The organism is Stenotrophomonas sp. a6 (genome assembly GCF_030913325.1).
Taxonomy (GTDB): domain Bacteria; phylum Pseudomonadota; class Gammaproteobacteria; order Xanthomonadales; family Xanthomonadaceae; genus Stenotrophomonas; species Stenotrophomonas maltophilia.
In genome coordinates this window covers 1,862,371-1,878,088 of the sequence record NZ_CP133161.1, presented here as the reverse complement: position 1 = coordinate 1,878,088, position 15,718 = coordinate 1,862,371, and the positions used below count along the sequence as shown (strand labels likewise).

Annotated in this window: 13 protein-coding genes; 4 read left to right on the top strand and 9 right to left on the bottom strand. The window is 66.5% G+C overall.

The annotated features are described in order from the left end of the window. The first annotated feature begins 90 nt into the window (after window positions 1-90). Window positions 91-840, top strand: coding sequence for a lysine transporter LysE (locus tag Q9Q79_RS08775; RefSeq protein WP_087803559.1), 750 nt, complete (start codon window positions 91-93; stop codon window positions 838-840). A 138-nt stretch (window positions 841-978) separates the two neighbouring features. On the opposite strand, the gene der is transcribed toward Q9Q79_RS08775, so the two are convergent. From der to ndk, 7 genes are all read right to left on the bottom strand, one after another. Continuing rightward, window positions 979-2,376 carry a ribosome biogenesis GTPase Der gene (gene der, locus Q9Q79_RS08770; RefSeq protein ID WP_012479950.1) on the bottom strand — a complete coding sequence of 466 codons (1,398 nt, stop codon included), beginning with the start codon at window positions 2,374-2,376 and terminating at the stop codon, window positions 979-981. A 17-nt stretch (window positions 2,377-2,393) separates the two neighbouring features. Beyond that, window positions 2,394-3,602, bottom strand: coding sequence for an outer membrane protein assembly factor BamB (gene bamB, locus Q9Q79_RS08765; protein ID WP_005409300.1), 1,209 nt, complete (start codon window positions 3,600-3,602; stop codon window positions 2,394-2,396). Then, complete coding sequence (locus tag Q9Q79_RS08760) at window positions 3,602-4,240, bottom strand: tetratricopeptide repeat protein (protein WP_005409299.1); 639 nt, start codon at window positions 4,238-4,240, stop codon at window positions 3,602-3,604. The genes bamB and Q9Q79_RS08760 overlap by 1 nt, the downstream gene beginning before the upstream one ends. A 65-nt stretch (window positions 4,241-4,305) precedes the next feature. Next, on the bottom strand, window positions 4,306-5,178 hold the full coding sequence (locus tag Q9Q79_RS08755) for a RodZ domain-containing protein (protein WP_005409298.1): 873 nt from the start codon (window positions 5,176-5,178) through the stop codon (window positions 4,306-4,308). 18 nt (window positions 5,179-5,196) lie between these two features. Then, window positions 5,197-5,982 (bottom strand): tetratricopeptide repeat protein, encoded by a 786-nt coding sequence (locus tag Q9Q79_RS08750; protein WP_087803557.1) that lies wholly within the window; start codon window positions 5,980-5,982, stop codon window positions 5,197-5,199. Continuing rightward, window positions 5,969-7,174, bottom strand: coding sequence for a 23S rRNA (adenine(2503)-C(2))-methyltransferase RlmN (gene rlmN / locus Q9Q79_RS08745; protein WP_005409296.1), 1,206 nt, complete (start codon window positions 7,172-7,174; stop codon window positions 5,969-5,971). The genes Q9Q79_RS08750 and rlmN overlap by 14 nt, the downstream gene beginning before the upstream one ends. A gap of 10 nt (window positions 7,175-7,184) precedes the next feature. Then, window positions 7,185-7,610, bottom strand: coding sequence for a nucleoside-diphosphate kinase (gene ndk, locus Q9Q79_RS08740; RefSeq protein ID WP_005409295.1), 426 nt, complete (start codon window positions 7,608-7,610; stop codon window positions 7,185-7,187). 313 nt (window positions 7,611-7,923) lie between these two features. On the opposite strand from ndk, the gene Q9Q79_RS08735 reads away from it, so the two are divergent. From Q9Q79_RS08735 to Q9Q79_RS08725, 3 genes are all read left to right on the top strand, one after another. Continuing rightward, window positions 7,924-8,589, top strand: a complete 666-nt coding sequence (locus Q9Q79_RS08735; RefSeq protein ID WP_005413120.1) for a TetR family transcriptional regulator — start codon at window positions 7,924-7,926, stop codon at window positions 8,587-8,589. A gap of 26 nt (window positions 8,590-8,615) precedes the next feature. Continuing rightward, a complete protein-coding gene (locus Q9Q79_RS08730; protein ID WP_114618665.1) occupies window positions 8,616-10,988 on the top strand; it encodes a 3-hydroxyacyl-CoA dehydrogenase/enoyl-CoA hydratase family protein in 2,373 nt (790 codons plus the stop codon). Window positions 10,989-11,087: 99 nt separating this feature from the next. Continuing rightward, entirely contained in the window at window positions 11,088-12,296 is a 1,209-nt protein-coding gene (locus tag Q9Q79_RS08725) for an acetyl-CoA C-acyltransferase (protein WP_201863889.1), read from the top strand. A gap of 632 nt (window positions 12,297-12,928) precedes the next feature. Here the strand turns inward: Q9Q79_RS08725 and galU are convergent. Both galU and Q9Q79_RS08715 read right to left on the bottom strand, forming a co-directional pair. Beyond that, window positions 12,929-13,807, bottom strand: coding sequence for a UTP--glucose-1-phosphate uridylyltransferase GalU (gene galU, locus Q9Q79_RS08720; RefSeq protein ID WP_005409291.1), 879 nt, complete (start codon window positions 13,805-13,807; stop codon window positions 12,929-12,931). Then, a complete protein-coding gene (locus tag Q9Q79_RS08715; RefSeq protein ID WP_005413043.1) occupies window positions 13,804-15,717 on the bottom strand; it encodes a nucleoside-diphosphate sugar epimerase/dehydratase in 1,914 nt (637 codons plus the stop codon). Before Q9Q79_RS08715 ends, galU begins: the two co-directional genes overlap by 4 nt. Window position 15,718 lies beyond the last annotated feature (1 nt).

Here is a 15,718-nt window from a genome sequence, read left to right as displayed (position 1 = left end):
GGTAATTCGCGCCTGTCGCAATAGCGTTCAATACGGCGCGTCCGCCGCAGCCCACACTCGGCACTTTCTGTAGTTTGGTGGCAGGTTTTCGTGCAGCAGTTCTTCATCGTCGCGGTGCTGTACGGCTTCGCCATGCTCCTGCCTGCGTCGAATCACGCGAAGATCCTGCGCACCGCGATGGGCGCGGGCGGGCACGCCGCCATGGCCGCATCGTTCGGTATCGCCATCGGTACGGGCACCATCTGCGCCACGGCCTTCGTTGCGGCGGGCATGCTGGGAAACCGCGGCCTGTGGACGCTGGCGATGGAGTGCGCGGGCTGCCTGCTGCTGCTGCGCCTGGCGGGCATGTGCCTGCGCGACGCCGGGCTGACCTCCCTCTCTCCGCTTTCCCTGCAGATGCCCCGGGGCCTGAAGGCCCGCTCCCGTTGGCCGCACGCCGAGGCTGGATGCCTGTTGGCGCTCGCCAGCATCAACAACTGGACGCTGCAGTTCGCGGTTGCCGCCCTGGTCAGCGGCCTCGTTGCCGACATGGGTACAAAGGCCGCTTACGTGGCCTGCCTGGGCGGCGTCGCGCTGTCGCTCGGCCTGCTGATGGCGTGGCTCGGCAGCCATCCGCGCTGGGCACAGGGGTGTTGCCGATTGCTTCCGTGGCTGGAGCATGCGGCGGGTCTGGTGATCGGCGCGGTGTCGGTGGCGTACCTGGCAGGGGTACTGGGTACCACCCTGGTCTGGGCAAGCCTCTCGGGGCAGGCGCAGCTGCCCGAACCGATGATGGCCGCGCCCCGCAGCGCCCCATGCGCGTTGCCGCATTGCCGCGCTCGTCGCAACAGTTCGCCATGATTGAGGACTGTAGACGTAGGGGTAGTGCCGGCCGCTGGCCGGCAACCTCGTGAACACGCCAGGCATCATCGGGTTGCCGGCCAGCGGCCGGCACGACCACACACAAGAAAGGCGGCCCTGCGGCCGCCTTCCCGTGAATCACTTGCCCTTGACGTGCTTCATCAAGCGCCGCTTGGCCTTGACCTGCCGCTCGGTGAGGACGTTCTTCTTGCCCTCGTACGGGTTGGTGCCCTCGCGGAAGATGAAGCTCACCGGCGTACCGATCAGCTTGAAGCGCTTGCGGAAGAAGTTCTCCAGGTAGCGCTTGTACGATTCCTGCAGCTCCTTCAGGCGGGTGCCGTGCACGATGAAGGTCGGCGGGTTGGCGCCGGCCGGGTGCACGTAACGCAGCTTGGAGACGTGGCCGCGGATGGTCGGCGGCGGATTGGTCTCGTACGCCACTTCCAGCGCCTTGTTCACTTCGCTGGTGGTGAAGGTCTTGTTCGCCGATTCGTGCGCGCGGTGCACCGCACGGAACAGCTCGCGCAGGCCCGAGCCGTGCTTGGCCGAAATGCGCACCGATTCGGCCCAGGGCACGAAGCCCAGCTTCAGCGACAGCATGGTTTCGGCCTGCTCGCGCTGGTACTCGGTCAGGCCATCCCACTTGTTGATCGCGATCACCAGCGCGCGGCCGGCATCGAGCACGGCACCGAGCACGGTGGCGTCCTGGTCGGTCACGCCTTCGGTGGCGTCCAGCATCAGCACGGCGACCTGGCACTGCTCGATCGACTGCATGGTCTTGACCACCGAGAACTTCTCGACGACCTCGTCCACGCGCGAACGGCGGCGCAGGCCGGCGGTGTCGATCAGGCGGTACTCACGTCCATCGCGCTCCAGGTCCACCGCGATCGAGTCGCGGGTGGTGCCCGGCACGTCGGAGGCGATCATGCGCTCCTCGCCGAGGATGCGGTTGACCAGGGTCGACTTGCCCACGTTCGGACGTCCGACGAAGGCGATGCGGATACGGTTCGGATCGTTGTCCAGCTCTTCTCCGCTGCCTTCTTCCGGCAGGCGCTGGATCACTTCGTCCAGCAGGTCGTCCAGGCCCTGGCGATGCGCGGCCGAAACGGTCAGCATCTCGCCGAAGCCGTAACGGGCGAATTCCGAACGCACGCTGTCCTCGTCGGTGCCGTCGATCTTGTTGATCAGCAGCAGCGTCGGGCGCGACAGCTTGCGCAGCCAGGCCAGGATCTCGTCGTCCAGCGCCGAGGTGCCCTCGCGGGCGTCGACGACGAACAGGATCAGATCGGCTTCGGCCGCCGCAGCCCGGGCCTGGCGCGTGGTGGCACCCGCCAGGCCTTCGTCTTCCCCGGCAATACCGCCGGTATCCACGACGAGGAAATGGTTGTCCTCGTCGAGGCGGCAGACGCCGTAGTTGCGGTCACGGGTGACGCCGGGCTGGTCATGGACCAGCGCGTCGCGGGTGCGCGTAAGCGCATTGAAAATAGTCGACTTGCCGACATTCGGCCGTCCAACCAGGGCGACCAAAGGCAGCATCGCGATTACTCCAATTTTTAATTTGCCAACCGGAAGGCGGTCAGCTTGCCATCCACGTTCTGCACCAGCAGCACCCCGTCGACGACGACCGGCTGGGCCAGCAGGGCGTCACCGCCGCTCTTCGCCCGTGCCGCCATCGCACCATCGGAGGTCTTCAACCAGTGCACGTATCCCTTGTAGTCGCCGACGACCACGTAATCACCGTGCAGCGCCGGGCCGGTCAGCGAACGACGCGCCAGCTCGGTCTGCGACCACATGGCAGCGCCGGTCGCCTTGTCCAAGCCGAACACGCCACCCTTGTTGTCGGTGACGAACACATTGCCCGACGACACCGCCACGCCACCTGCACCGCCATGGTCGCGCGCCCACAGCGGGCGACCGGTCGGGCCTTCGATGGCCATGGTCTGGTTCTTGAAGCTGCTCACGAAGAGGGTGTTGCCCTCCAGCACCGGAGCACCGTCGACATCGGCCATGCGGTCCAGCTCGGTACGGCCTTCGCCGTTGCCAAGGTTCTGTTCCCACAGGGTACGCCCATCCTGCATGGCCAGCGCGGCAACCGCGCCTTCGTCCTTGCCGATGAACAACACGCCCGGACCGGTGACCACCGGCGCGTTGCCGCGCACGGTCAGCGCCGGCAGTTCGCTCGGGTTGAACCACTTCTGCGTGCCGTTGCCGGCATCGAACGCGGTGACGCGGCCGTCGTTGCTGCGCACGAACACCAGGCCCTGGGCCACGGCCGGCGCGGCAATGACCTCACCCGGAACACGGGCGCGCCACTTCTCGCTGCCGTCATTGATGTCCAGGGCGATGACCTGGCCATCGAGCGTGCCGATCACGACCAGGTTCTCACCGACACCCGGGCCGCCGGACAGGCGCAGCTTCGGCTTCTTCTTTTCCTTCTGCGGCTCCCAGGTCCAGACCTTCTTGCCGGTCTGCAGGTCGATGGCGTGCACGCCACCGGTGATCGCCGCGGCAAACACGTGGCCATTGGCCACCGCCGGGCCCTGGCGCACGCCGATGCGGCGCTCGCCCTTGCCGAGGTTGACCGACCAGGCCTTGTTGACCTTGACGCTCGGCTCGAACTTGACCAGCTCAGCCGGCTCCTGGGCCTTCTTCGCTGCCGCGTCCTTGCCGGCGAACCAGCCCTTCATGGTGCTGCAGCCGGTCAGGGCCATGCCCATCAGGAGCACGGTGGCGACGCGGGTGATCATGACCTTCTGACTCATCAAACCGACTCCGCAGGGGCGGCGACCGTGCCGCCGGCATCCATAACCTTGGTTTCCAGCAGGCGCCGCTGCGGCGCTGCCACGTCCAGCGACTTCAGCGCCTTCTCGTACTGTGCGCGGGCGTCATCGCGCTTGCCCTGCGCCATCAGCGCATCGCCATGGATTTCCAGGCTGCTGCTGTCGGTGGCGCTGCCCAGCAGCTTGATCGCCTCGTCGCTCTTGCCGGTGGCCACCAGCAGGCGGGCCACACGCTGGTCGACCACGCGCTGCAGGTCGCTTTCGACCTTCACGGCGCGCAGGGTGGCCAGCGCTTCTTCGTTCTTGCCGGCGTCGACCTGGGCCTTGGCCAGCTGCAGCGCCGCGAGGTCGCCATAGATGCTGGACGGGCCCGCTTCGAGCGCCTTCACTGCCTTGGCAGCGTCGTCGAGCTTGTTCTGCTGAAGACCGACCAGGGCCTTCTGGTATTCCACGTTGGCCGAGGCCAGCTTGCCGCCCTGATCCTTCTGGTACCACTGCCAGCCGGCAATGGCACCGATCGCGATGGCTACGCCACCGAGGATGCTGGCGCCATTCTTCCGCAGCCAGCTGCGGACGCGTTCACTTTGTTCGTGCTCGTCGAGCAGATCGTCGATCGCCATGCGTACTCTCGCCCCGCCCATCGGGAGGGACCATTGGGTTTAATCGAAGGTGGTGAAACCGCGCCTCAGTGCGAAACCGGGACTACGGAGCCTTCAGAGGATACCTGAAAGCGTGCCACGTTGGCTCGCTGGTAGGGGGTCAGATCGACGATAGCGCCGTTCTGCTGAACCTGGACCGCCGAGGCGTTGCCCAGGGTCACCCGGGTCACCTGGCCCGGCGTGAAGCTGCGGCTCTCGCCGGACTTGATCAGCGCCTTTTCGACCGTGGCGCCGTCCGGACCACCGATATCGACCCAGCTGTCGCCGCTGAACTGCATCTCCAGCGTATTGGCGGCTGCGGGCGCAGCGGGTGCCGAACGCGGCACCGGGGACAGCGAAGCGACATACGGGGTTGCGGCCGGCTTGCTGGCCGGGGCGCTCGCGACTTCAGCCGGGGCTGCCGGCTCGACACCCGCAGCGGACGGAGCTACCGGCACAGCGGCCGGGATCGCGTCCAGCGAGGCCGTGTTCGGCGACGGCGTGGCGCTGCCATCGAAATGGCCGCGGGTGGCGAACCACACCGGCACGGCCAGCACGGCGGTGATGCCGACGTACAGCACGCGCCGGCCGAGATTCTCGGCAATGCGGCGCGCACGCGGGGTATGGGTATGGCTGACCAGAGTGGGCGGCACGACCGGACCCACCTGGGCCTGCTCCAGCAGCTGGCTCACATCGACGTCGAGCAGGCGCGCGTAGCTGCGCAACTGGCCGCGCACGAAGACCGGCGCGCCCAGCTTCTGCCACTGCTCTTCCTCCAGCGACCTGACCACCTGGACCGGCATGCGCAGGCGCGAGCCGACATCCTCAAGGGTCAGTCCGGCCGCTTCACGGGCCTGGCGCAGGCGGGTGCCGCAGCCGGCCGCAGTCTCGAGAGCGCTCACAGTCTGGTCATCAATCACAATGCATCAACCCTGGAGTTAGGAGCCCGCTTCCTGCGGAAATTCCTGTCGAATGCGCTGAAGATAGCGGTCAGATGCCGCCCGATCACCCAGCCGCGCTTCGATTTGAGACGCAAGTTGTAACACGGAACGCGTTGCGGGTGCAGCCGCAATCCTACGTTCGGCGAAGGCCCGGGCCTCCATGTAGCGGCCCTGGCGGAAGCTGAGCTGGGCCATGGCCTCCAGCGCGACCGGGTTTCCCGGCAGCGCCGACAGCGCCGCGCGCAGGTCGCGCTCGGCACGCTCGAACTGGCCTGCATCCAGCGCACAGCTGCCGGCATTGGACTGCGCTTCGGCGACGGCGGGATTGCCCGGCGCCCGCTGGGCACGATCGAACCACACCAGCGATTCGGCCGCCTGGCCCTGCTGGCACAGCCAGGCACCATAGTTGTTGAGCACGTCGCCACGTTGCGGCGCCAGCTCGGCAGCCTTGCGGAAGTTCTCGCCGGCCTGCTGGCTGCGACCGCGACGCTCGTCGATGCCCGCAAGCAGGACCAGGCCGTCGGGGGCCGTCGGCACCAGCTTCTGGGCTTCGCGCGCCTTGCGCTCGGCAGCTTCGAGATTGCCGCCCTGGATGTCGCGGCCGGCCAGGGTCAGCAACTCCTGCCAGCGCACCTGCTGCCGCACCCCTTCCGGATCACGGACGGAGTAGACCGGCGCCTCGCTCGGGCCAAGCTTGGCCTTGGGATGGGATTTGCAGCCGCCGACCGCGAGGGCCAGCGTGCCTGCGAGCAGAACCAGCCAGAGGCGGTCAGGCCGCGGCATCGCTCCCCTTCCCCGCCTGCAGCGTCTTGTTGAACTCCGCCTGGCGGCGGGTGCGGTCCATCACCTGGCCCTTGAGCTGGCCACAGGCGGCGTCGATGTCGTCGCCACGGGTACGCCGGACCATGGTCAGCACGTTGCTGTCGAGCAGGATCTTCTGGAAGGCGCGGATGTGCGCCTCTTCCGAACGCTCGTAGCGGGTACCCGGGAACGGGTTGAAGGGGATCAGGTTGACCTTGCCCGAATCCTTGGCCTGCACCGCGTTGTCGAACTGGCGCATCAGGCGGGCCAGCTCGCGGGCATGCTCGGGCTTGTCGTTGATGCCCTTCATCAGGGTGTATTCGAAGGTGACCGATTCGCGGCGCTTGTTGGCGCGCAGGTAGCGTGCGCACGAGGCCATCAGCTCGGCGATCGGGTACTTCTTGTTGAGCGGCACCAGGGTCTCGCGCAGCGCGTCGTTCGGCGCATGCAGCGACACCGCCAGCGACACGTCGCTTTCGGCAGACAGGCGGTCGATCTGCGGCACCAGGCCGGAGGTCGACAGGGTCACGCGCTTGTTGGCCAGGCCGTAGCCCAGGTCGTCGCGCATCACGCTCATGGCGCGCACGACGTTGTCGAAATTCATCAGCGGCTCGCCCATGCCCATCATCACCACGTTGGTGAGGCGGCGCATCTGGTGCGGCACGTTGCCCAGGTGGCGCGCGGCAACCCACACCTGGCCGATGATCTCGGCGGTGGTCAGGTTGCGGTTGAAGCCCTGGGTAGCAGTGGAGCAGAACGTGCAGTTCAGGCCGCAACCGACCTGCGAGGACACGCACAGCGTGCCGCGGGTCTTGTCCGGGATGTACACGGTCTCGATGGCGTTCTTGCCATCCACGCCCATCGCCAGCAGCCATTTGTGGGTGCCGTCGGCGGAGGGCTTGTCGAACACGATGTTGGGAACCAGCACCTCGGCATGGGCCTGCAGCTTGGCGCGCAGGACCTTGCCGAGGTCGGTCATTTCATCGAAGTCGGTGACGTAGCGATGGTGGATCCACTTCATCACCTGATGGGCACGGAACTTCTTTTCGCCGAGAACCTCGACGAAGAACTTCTCCAGGCCCGCGCGATCGAGGTCGAGCAGGTTCTGCTTGCCAGCCGTGGGTGCCGACTTCGGCAGCGGCTGGATGGCGGGGGACTGTACGACCTCGTTCACGGCATTACTCTCAGCGCGAAACGACTTCGGTGGCGGCGAAGAAGTAGGCGATTTCAATCGCGGCATTCTCGACCGAGTCCGAGCCGTGGGCGGCGTTGGCATCGATGGATTCGGCGAAGTCGGCGCGGATGGTGCCCGGCGCGGCTTCCTTCGGGTTGGTCGCGCCCAGCAGGTCGCGGTGGGCCAGGACGGCGTTCTCGCCTTCCAGGGCCTGGATCATCACCGGGCCGGAGATCATGAACTCGACCAGCGCGTTGAAGAACGGACGCTCGCGGTGCACGGCGTAGAAGCCTTCGGCTTCACGACGCGACAGCTGCTTGTACTTGGCGGCCACGACCTTCAGGCCGGCCTTCTCGAAGCGGGCGTAGATTTCGCCGATGACGTTCTTGGCAACGGCGTCCGGCTTGATGATCGAAAGGGTGCGCTCCAGCGCCATGGGATGTCTCCAATGGAATCGGGCCGCTGATGGCCCGAAGGGTAACATGAAAAAAACCCGCGTCGGGACGCGGGCTTAGCCTGATAAACGTAGGCGAATTGTAAAAGATAAAGCGGCGGCATGGTAGTGCCGGCCGCTGGCCGGCATTGGGCACCATTCAACCTAGGAGCTGCCGGCCAGCGGCCGGCACTACCCCATTCACCGACCTGAGTGAAATCTGACCGGGTCGGCCGATTTTGCTGCACTGCAAAATGCCATACGGTACCGTCTGGTCCTAGTATCAAACAATCGTTTGATTAAGGTCCGCCCACCGATGGCCAAGCCCGCCCACTTCTCGACCAAGGACCGGATTCTCGGCGCGGCCGAGGAGCTGTTCGCCCAGCACGGCTTCGCCGGCACCTCGCTGCGCCAGGTGACCAGCCAGGCCGACGTCAACATCGCCGCGGTCAACTACCACTTCGGCTCCAAGGAAAACCTGGTCAACGAGGTGTTCCGCCGCCGCATGGACGAGATGACCGGTGCCCGCCTGTCGCAGCTCGAGCGCGCCCGCGCCGAGCACCCGGGTGAACTGCGCCCGGTGCTGGCTGCCTTCGTCGAGCCGGCCCTGGCGCTGGCCCAGGACCGCCAGAACGGCGGCGCCTTCGTGCGCGTGATCGCCCGCGCCTACGCCGAGAAGAACGACAACCTGCGCAAGTTCCTGTCCGACCACTACGGCCACGTGCTGCGTGCGTTCGGCAAGGCCATCGGCGAGTGCGTGCCGGACCTGAGCAAGGAGGAGCTGTACTGGCGCCTCGACTTCCTGGCCGGCTCGCTGACCTATGCGATGGCCGACTTCGGGCTGATCAAGCGTCCCGCCGGTGTCACCGAAGCGGCGCATCGTGCCCATGCCGCCCACGAACTGATCCATTTCGCCGAAGCCGGGTTCCGCGCCGCCGCACGCGCCAGCGCCCTGCCCGCTTCCCTTGATTCCACCCAGTAACTGCTGACCAACAAAGGCCCTACACCATGTCCAATTCCCTGCTAGTCCGCCGCGCCGCCGTGCTGGGTGCCGGCGTCATGGGTGCCCAGATCGCCGCCCATCTCACCAATGCTGGCGTCGACACCGTGCTGTTCGACCTGCCTGCCAAGGAAGGTCCGGCCGACGGCATCGTGCTGAAGGCGATCGCCAACCTGGGCAAGCTGAGCCCGGCGCCGCTGGCCAGCAAGTCGCTGGCCGAAGCCATCACCCCGGCCAACTACGAGTCCGGCCTGGAGCAGCTGAAGGACTGCGACCTGATCATCGAGGCCATCGCCGAGCGCATGGACTGGAAGCAGGACCTGTACAAGAAGATCGCCCCGTTCGTGGCCGACCACGCGGTGCTGGCCTCCAACACCTCGGGCCTGGGCATCAACAAGCTGGCCGACGTGCTGCCCGAGCAGCTGCGCCACCGCTTCTGCGGCGTGCACTTCTTCAACCCGCCGCGCTACATGCACCTGGCCGAGCTGATCCCGGCCACCACCACCGATGCCGCCGTGCTGGAAGGCCTGGAAGCATTCCTGGTCACCACCCTGGGCAAGGGCGTGGTGTACGCCAAGGACACCCCGAACTTCATCGGCAACCGCATCGGCGTGTTCTCGATCCTGTCCACCATCCACCACACCCAGCAGTTCGGCCTGGGCTTCGATGAAGTGGACGGCCTGACCGGCCCGCTGGTCGGCCGCCCGAAGTCGGCCACCTACCGCACCTCCGACGTGGTCGGCCTGGACACCATGGCCCACGTCATCAAGACCATGGGCGACACCCTGCCGAATGACCCGTGGCATGAATTCTTCAAGTCGCCGAAGTGGCTGGACGCGCTGATTTCCAAGGGCACGCTGGGCCAGAAGACCGGCGCCGGCATCTTCCGCAAGGTCGGCAAGGACATCGTGGTACTGGATCTGGAGAAGCAGGACTACCGCCCGGCCGACCGCACTGCCGCCCCGGAAGTGGTCGAGATCCTGAAGATCAAGAACCCGGCCGAGAAGTTCGCCAAGCTGCGCGAGAGCCAGCACCCGCAGGCGCAGTTCCTGTGGGCGACCTTCCGCGACCTGTTCCACTACAGCGCCTACCACCTGGCCGACATTGCCGAGACCGCGCGCGATGTCGACCTGGCCATCCGCTGGGGCTACGGCTGGTCGCTGGGCCCGTTCGAAACCTGGCAGGCCGCCGGCTGGAAGCAGGTGGCGCAGTGGATCGCCGATGACATCGTCGCCGGCAAGAGCATGAGCAATGCCCCGCTGCCGGATTGGGTCTTCGACGGCCGCGACGGCGTGCACGCCGCCGAGGGCAGCTACAGCCCGTCGCGCAACGCCAAGCTGCCGCGCTCGTCGCTGCCGGTGTACCAGCGCCAGCGTTTCCCGGATCCGCTGCTGGGCGAGAAGTTCGCGCCGGGCGAGACCGTGTTCGAGAACGACGGCCTGCGCATGTGGCACGACGGTGATGGCATCGCCGTGGTCAGCTTCAAGACCAAGATGAACACCGTGTCCGACCAGGTGCTGGACGGCCTGCAGGAATGCGTGAGCCGCGCCGAGAAGGACTTCCAGGGCCTGGTGATCTGGCAGCAGAAGGAACCCTTCTCCGCCGGTGCCGACCTGGCCGGTGCACTCGGCCTGCTGCAGGCCGGCAAGGTCGACCAGTTCGAGGAGATGGTCGCCAACTTCCAGCGCACCAGCCAGCGCATCAAGTACTCGCTGGTGCCGGTGGTGGCTGCGGTGCGTGGCCTGGCCCTGGGTGGCGGCTGCGAGTTCCAGATGCACAGCGCCAAGACCGTGGCCTTCCTGGAAAGCTACATCGGCCTGGTCGAGGCCGGTGTCGGCCTGCTGCCGGCCGGTGGCGGCCTGAAGGAACTGGCCGTGCGTGCCTCGCAGGCCGCAGGCCCGGGCGGTGACGTGTTCGCCGAACTGAAGAAGACCTTCGAGACCGTGGCGATGGCCAAGGTGTCCAACTCGGCGGTCAACGCCAAGGAACTGGGCCTGCTGCGCAGTACCGACAAGGTGGTGTTCAACAGCTACGAGGCCCTGCACATCGCCAAGGCCGAAGCCCGTGCACTGGCCGAAGCGGGCTACCGTCCGCCGCTGCCGGCACGCCGCATCCAGGTGGCCGGTGACGTGGGCATCGCCACCTTCAAGATGATGCTGGTCAACATGCTGGAAGGCCGTTTCATCAGCCCGTACGACTACGAGATCGCCGAACGCATCGCCACCGTGCTGTGCGGTGGCAAGGTCGACCGCGGCACCCTGGTGGACGAAGAGTGGCTGCTGACCCTGGAGCGCAAGCACTTCGTCGAACTGGCCCAGCAGGAAAAGACCCAGGCCCGCATCGCGCACATGCTGAAGACCGGCAAGCCGCTGCGTAACTGATTGATGGCGGGTGCCGACCCCTGGTTGGCACTCCTCTGCCTCTGGTGGGTGCCGACCGTTGGTCGGCACCCCGGCTAAAAAATTCGAGAGATCACTGCAATGACCAAGCAAATCCAGGACGCCTACATCGTCGCCGCCACCCGCACCCCGGTCGGCAAGGCGCCCAAGGGCATGTTCCGCAACACCCGCCCCGACGACATGCTTGCGCACGTGCTGCGCAGCGTCGTCGCCCAGGCCCCGGGCGTGGACGTCAACCGCATCGATGACGCGATCATCGGCTGCGCCATGCCGGAAGCCGAGCAGGGCATGAACGTGGCGCGCATCGGCGTGCTGCTGGCCGGCCTGCCCAACACCATCGCCGCGCAGACCGTGAACCGGTTCTGCTCCTCCAGCCTGCAGGCCGTGGCGCAGGCCGCCGACGCGATCCGCCTGGGCAATGCCGACCTGATGCTGGCCGGCGGCACCGAGTCGATGTCGATGGTGCCGATGATGGGCAACAAGATCGCGATGGCGCCGAGCGTGTTCGACAACGACCACGTGGCCATCGCCTACGGCATGGGCATCACTGCCGAGAAGGTGGCCGAAGAGTGGAAGGTCTCGCGCGAAGACCAGGATGCCTTCGCCCTCGCCTCGCACCAGAAGGCCATGGCCGCGATCCAGAACGGCGAGTTCAAGGACGAGATCAGCCCGTACGAGATCGTCTCGCACCTGCCGGACCTGGCCGACGGCCAGCGCATCATCACCCGCAACAAGATCGCCGACACCGACGAAGGCCCGCGCCCGGATTCCTCGGCTGAAGGCCTGGCCAAGCTGCGCCCGGTGTTCCGCAACGGCCAGTTCGGCGGCACCGTCACCGCCGGTAACTCGTCGCAGATGAGCGACGGCGCCGGTGCCGTGCTGCTGGCCTCGGAACAGGCGATCAAGGACTACGGCCTGACCCCGCTGGCCCGTTTCGTCAGCTTCTCGGTGGCCGGCGTGCGCCCGGAAGTGATGGGCATCGGCCCGATCGCCGCGATCCCGAAGGCACTGAAGCAGGCCGGCCTGACCCAGGACCAGCTGGATTGGATCGAGCTCAACGAAGCGTTCGCCGCGCAGTCGCTGGCGGTGATCCGCGATTGCGGCCTGGACCCGAGCAAGGTGAACCCGCTGGGTGGCGCGATTGCCCTGGGCCACCCGCTGGGTGCGACCGGCGCGATCCGTACCGCCACCCTGCTGCACGGCCTGCGTCGTCGCCAGCAGAAGTACGGCATGGTGACGATGTGCATCGGCACCGGCATGGGCGCAGCGGGTATTTTCGAGGCGCTGTAAGGATCAAGGCGTTGCCGGCTGATTGTTGGTTGGCTGTGGGGCCCGGGTGGGTGAGGCTGCCCGGGACACGCCGTGAACCCCCAGACCGGCCCAGCCGCTGGCGGCTGTGCGTTCGGGCGCTTGCGAAGCAGTGCTTCGCAAGCAAAGCGCCCTCACCCATGGGGGCTTGGCAGCGGCTTGCTAGCGTGCGCAATCCTGCGCACGCAGCAAGGCCGGGGTTGGGCGCCCTGCCCAACCCGCCAGGCGCATGCGCCTGGCCCATGCCGCTGACAGTCCCGGTCAGCCTCACCCACCCGCGCCACCCAACATTCCGCGCGGCGGAGGGTTTAGCAAAAGCAAGGTCAAAAGCTGGGGTCAGAGCCCTTTGCTGCGCAAAGGGATCTGACCCCAACAAGCAGAAAAGGCAGCCTATGGCTGCCTTTTTTGCTTGTGCTTCTGCCTTTGATTCCGCCCTTCCGTCCGCGCCGCACGGAAACTGTCGAGAGGGGGCGGATGGCCCTCTCCAAAACCGTTGGCGCCATGGATGGCGCCATCGAGCACCATGGAAGGGCTTTGGCGTGTTTTGGAGAGGGCCATCCGCCCCCTCCCCCACGTATCAATCAAGGCGCCGCACGGAGCCCTTGATAAAACCCTTATTCCGCCAACATCGCCGTCAGCTTCTCCCGCGCCGGGCCGGCCAGCTTCGGGTTGTCCAGCGCGAAGCGGATCGTCGCTTCCACCAGCCCCAGGTGCGTACCGCAGTCGAAACGAGTGCCCTCGAAACGGTAGGCATCCACCTCTTCGGTCTTCAGCAGCTGCGCGATCGCATCGGTCAGCTGGATCTCGCCGCCGGCACCGCTGCCGGTCTGCTCCAGCAGCTCGAAGATCTTCGGACTCAGCACGTAGCGGCCGACCACGGCCAGGTCGCTCGGCGCGTCCTCCGGCTTCGGCTTCTCCACGATCTGCGAAATACGGCCCTTGCGGCCATCGAAGGCCTCGGTCGCGACGATGCCGTAACTGGCGGTCTTGTCGTGCGGCACATCTTCAACGGCAATGACGCTGGCGCCACTGGCTTCGTTGAGATCGGCCATCTGCTTCAGCGCGCTGTCGCCGCGGTTCCAGATCAGGTCGTCCGGCAGCAGTACCGCGAACGGCTCGTCACCGATCACGGCCTTGGCACACAGCACCGCATGGCCCAGGCCCAGCGCCTCGGCCTGGGTCACGAAGATCGCGCGCACGCCATTGGGCAGCACGTGACGGATCAGCTCCAGCTGCTCCTGCTTGCCGGCGCGCTCGAGCTTCTGCTCCAGCTCGTAGGCCTTGTCGAAGTAGTCGGCGACCGCGTGCTTGTAGCGGTTGGTGATGAACACCAGCGTGTCACAGCCGGCCTCGATTGCTTCATCCACGGCGTACTGGATCAGCGGCCGGTCAATGATCGGCAGCATCTCCTTCGGCACGGTCTTGGTTGCTGGCAAAAAACGCGTCCCCAAACCCGCTACGGGGAAAACTGCTTTGCGAATTCGCTTGCTCATTGGTGCCTGTTGGCCTCGCGTGCGGGAAAGGGCACGACTTTAGCGGATGAAATGTAAGCATCCTGTTCGATTGGCGAGAACTCGGGCATCGTCGCGAACAGGACTTCCTTGATGGTTTCGGTGTCGTAGCTGCACACCGCCTCGCGCAGGCGCGGGACGTTGCCCAGCACCAGATCGCGCGAGAACATGCGCACGCCGGCCTCAAGGACCTTCGGATGCGCGGTTGCGCGGTAGTCCTCGTCCGAATAGAACAGCGTCTCGTGCAGCTTCTCACCCGGACGCAGGCCGGTATAGATGATCTGCACATCCTTGTACGGCTGCTTGCCCGCCAGACGGATCATCTGCTCGGCCAGCAGCCGGATCGGCACCGGCTCGCCCATGTCGAGCGTGTAGATCGCACCGTGCGAGGCCGAGGCTGCGGCCTGCAGGATCAACTGGCAGGCCTCGGGGATGGTCATGAAGTAGCGGGTGACTTCCGGATCGGTGACCGTGACCGGACCACCGCGCAGGATCTGCTCGCGGAACAGCGGCACCACGCTGCCGGCCGAGGCCAGCACGTTGCCGAAGCGCACGGTAACGAAACGGGTGTGCGTGGACTTCTGGTCCAGGCTCTGGCAGATCATCTCGGCATAGCGCTTGCTGGCACCCAGCGCGTTGACCGGATCGACCGCCTTGTCGGTGGAGATGAACACGAAATGCTCGACGCGCGCTTCCAGGCAGGCGCGGGCCACGTTCTCGGTCGCCAGGATGTTGTTGCGCACAGCTTCGCGCAGCTGCCGTTCCAGCACCGGTACATGCTTGTACGCTGCGGCATGGAACGCGGTGTCGACCGGATGCAGCGACAGCGCATGGCGGATCACCGCAGGATCGCCACAGTCGCCCAGCACCGCTTCGATCTCGATATCGGGGAAGCTGCGACGCAGCTCACCCTCGATGGTCAGCAGCAGCAGTTCGCTGATCTCCAGCAGGATGATGCGGCCGGCACCGTGGCGCGCGCACTGGCGGCACAGCTCCGAGCCGATCGAGCCACCGGCACCGGTCACCATCACGGTGCGACCGCCCAACCAGCCCCGGATCAGGTTCCAGTCCGGGGTGATCGGCTTGCGGCCGAGCAGATCCTCGATCGCCACTTCCTTCAGTTGGCCGGGCAGCGACTGCCCCTGCAGGATGTCGCTCAGCTTGGGCACGGTGCGGAACGGCACGCCGGTGCTTTCGCAGATGGCGACCACCCGCTGCATGCCTGCGGCATCCAGCGAGGGCATGGCGATCACCAGCAACTTGGCCGCAGTCTCGCGGACCACCGCCGGGGCATCATCGAGGCTGCCCAGGATCGGCAGGCCCTGCAGCTTGGCGCCGCGCAGGTGCGGTGCGTCGTCCAGCAGGCCGACCGGTTCGAAGTTGCCGGAGCGGCGCAGATCGCGGACCAGCGTCTCGGCGGCTTGCCCCGCACCGAGGATCAGCACGCGGCGCGCGCTCGAATCCGACTGCAGTGCCTGGTAATCCTTCCAGGCCCGGTACAGCAGGCGCGGCGCGCCCAGCAGCGCCGACAGCGCGAACGGATAGATCACCAGCACCGACATCGGCACGCCGTCGAAACGCTTCCACATCAGCACCAGCACGATGCCGACCAGGCCGATGAAGCTGGCCTTGAAGATGTTCAGCAGGTCGCTGACGCTGGCGAAACGCCACAGCCCGCGATACAGGCCCACGCGCCAGAACACCAGGCCCTGCAGCAGCAGCACCAGGGTGGTGTCGACATTCCAGAGCGGAAGCGAGGGCGCGTTGGGGAGGATCGAGTACCGCCCGGCGTGGAGCAGCTGCCAGCATGCCCAGACCATGAACAGGTCGTGGCAGACGATGGCCGAACGCGGCATCAGGCCGAGGATTCTGTCCCGCCAGGGTGAAGCCATA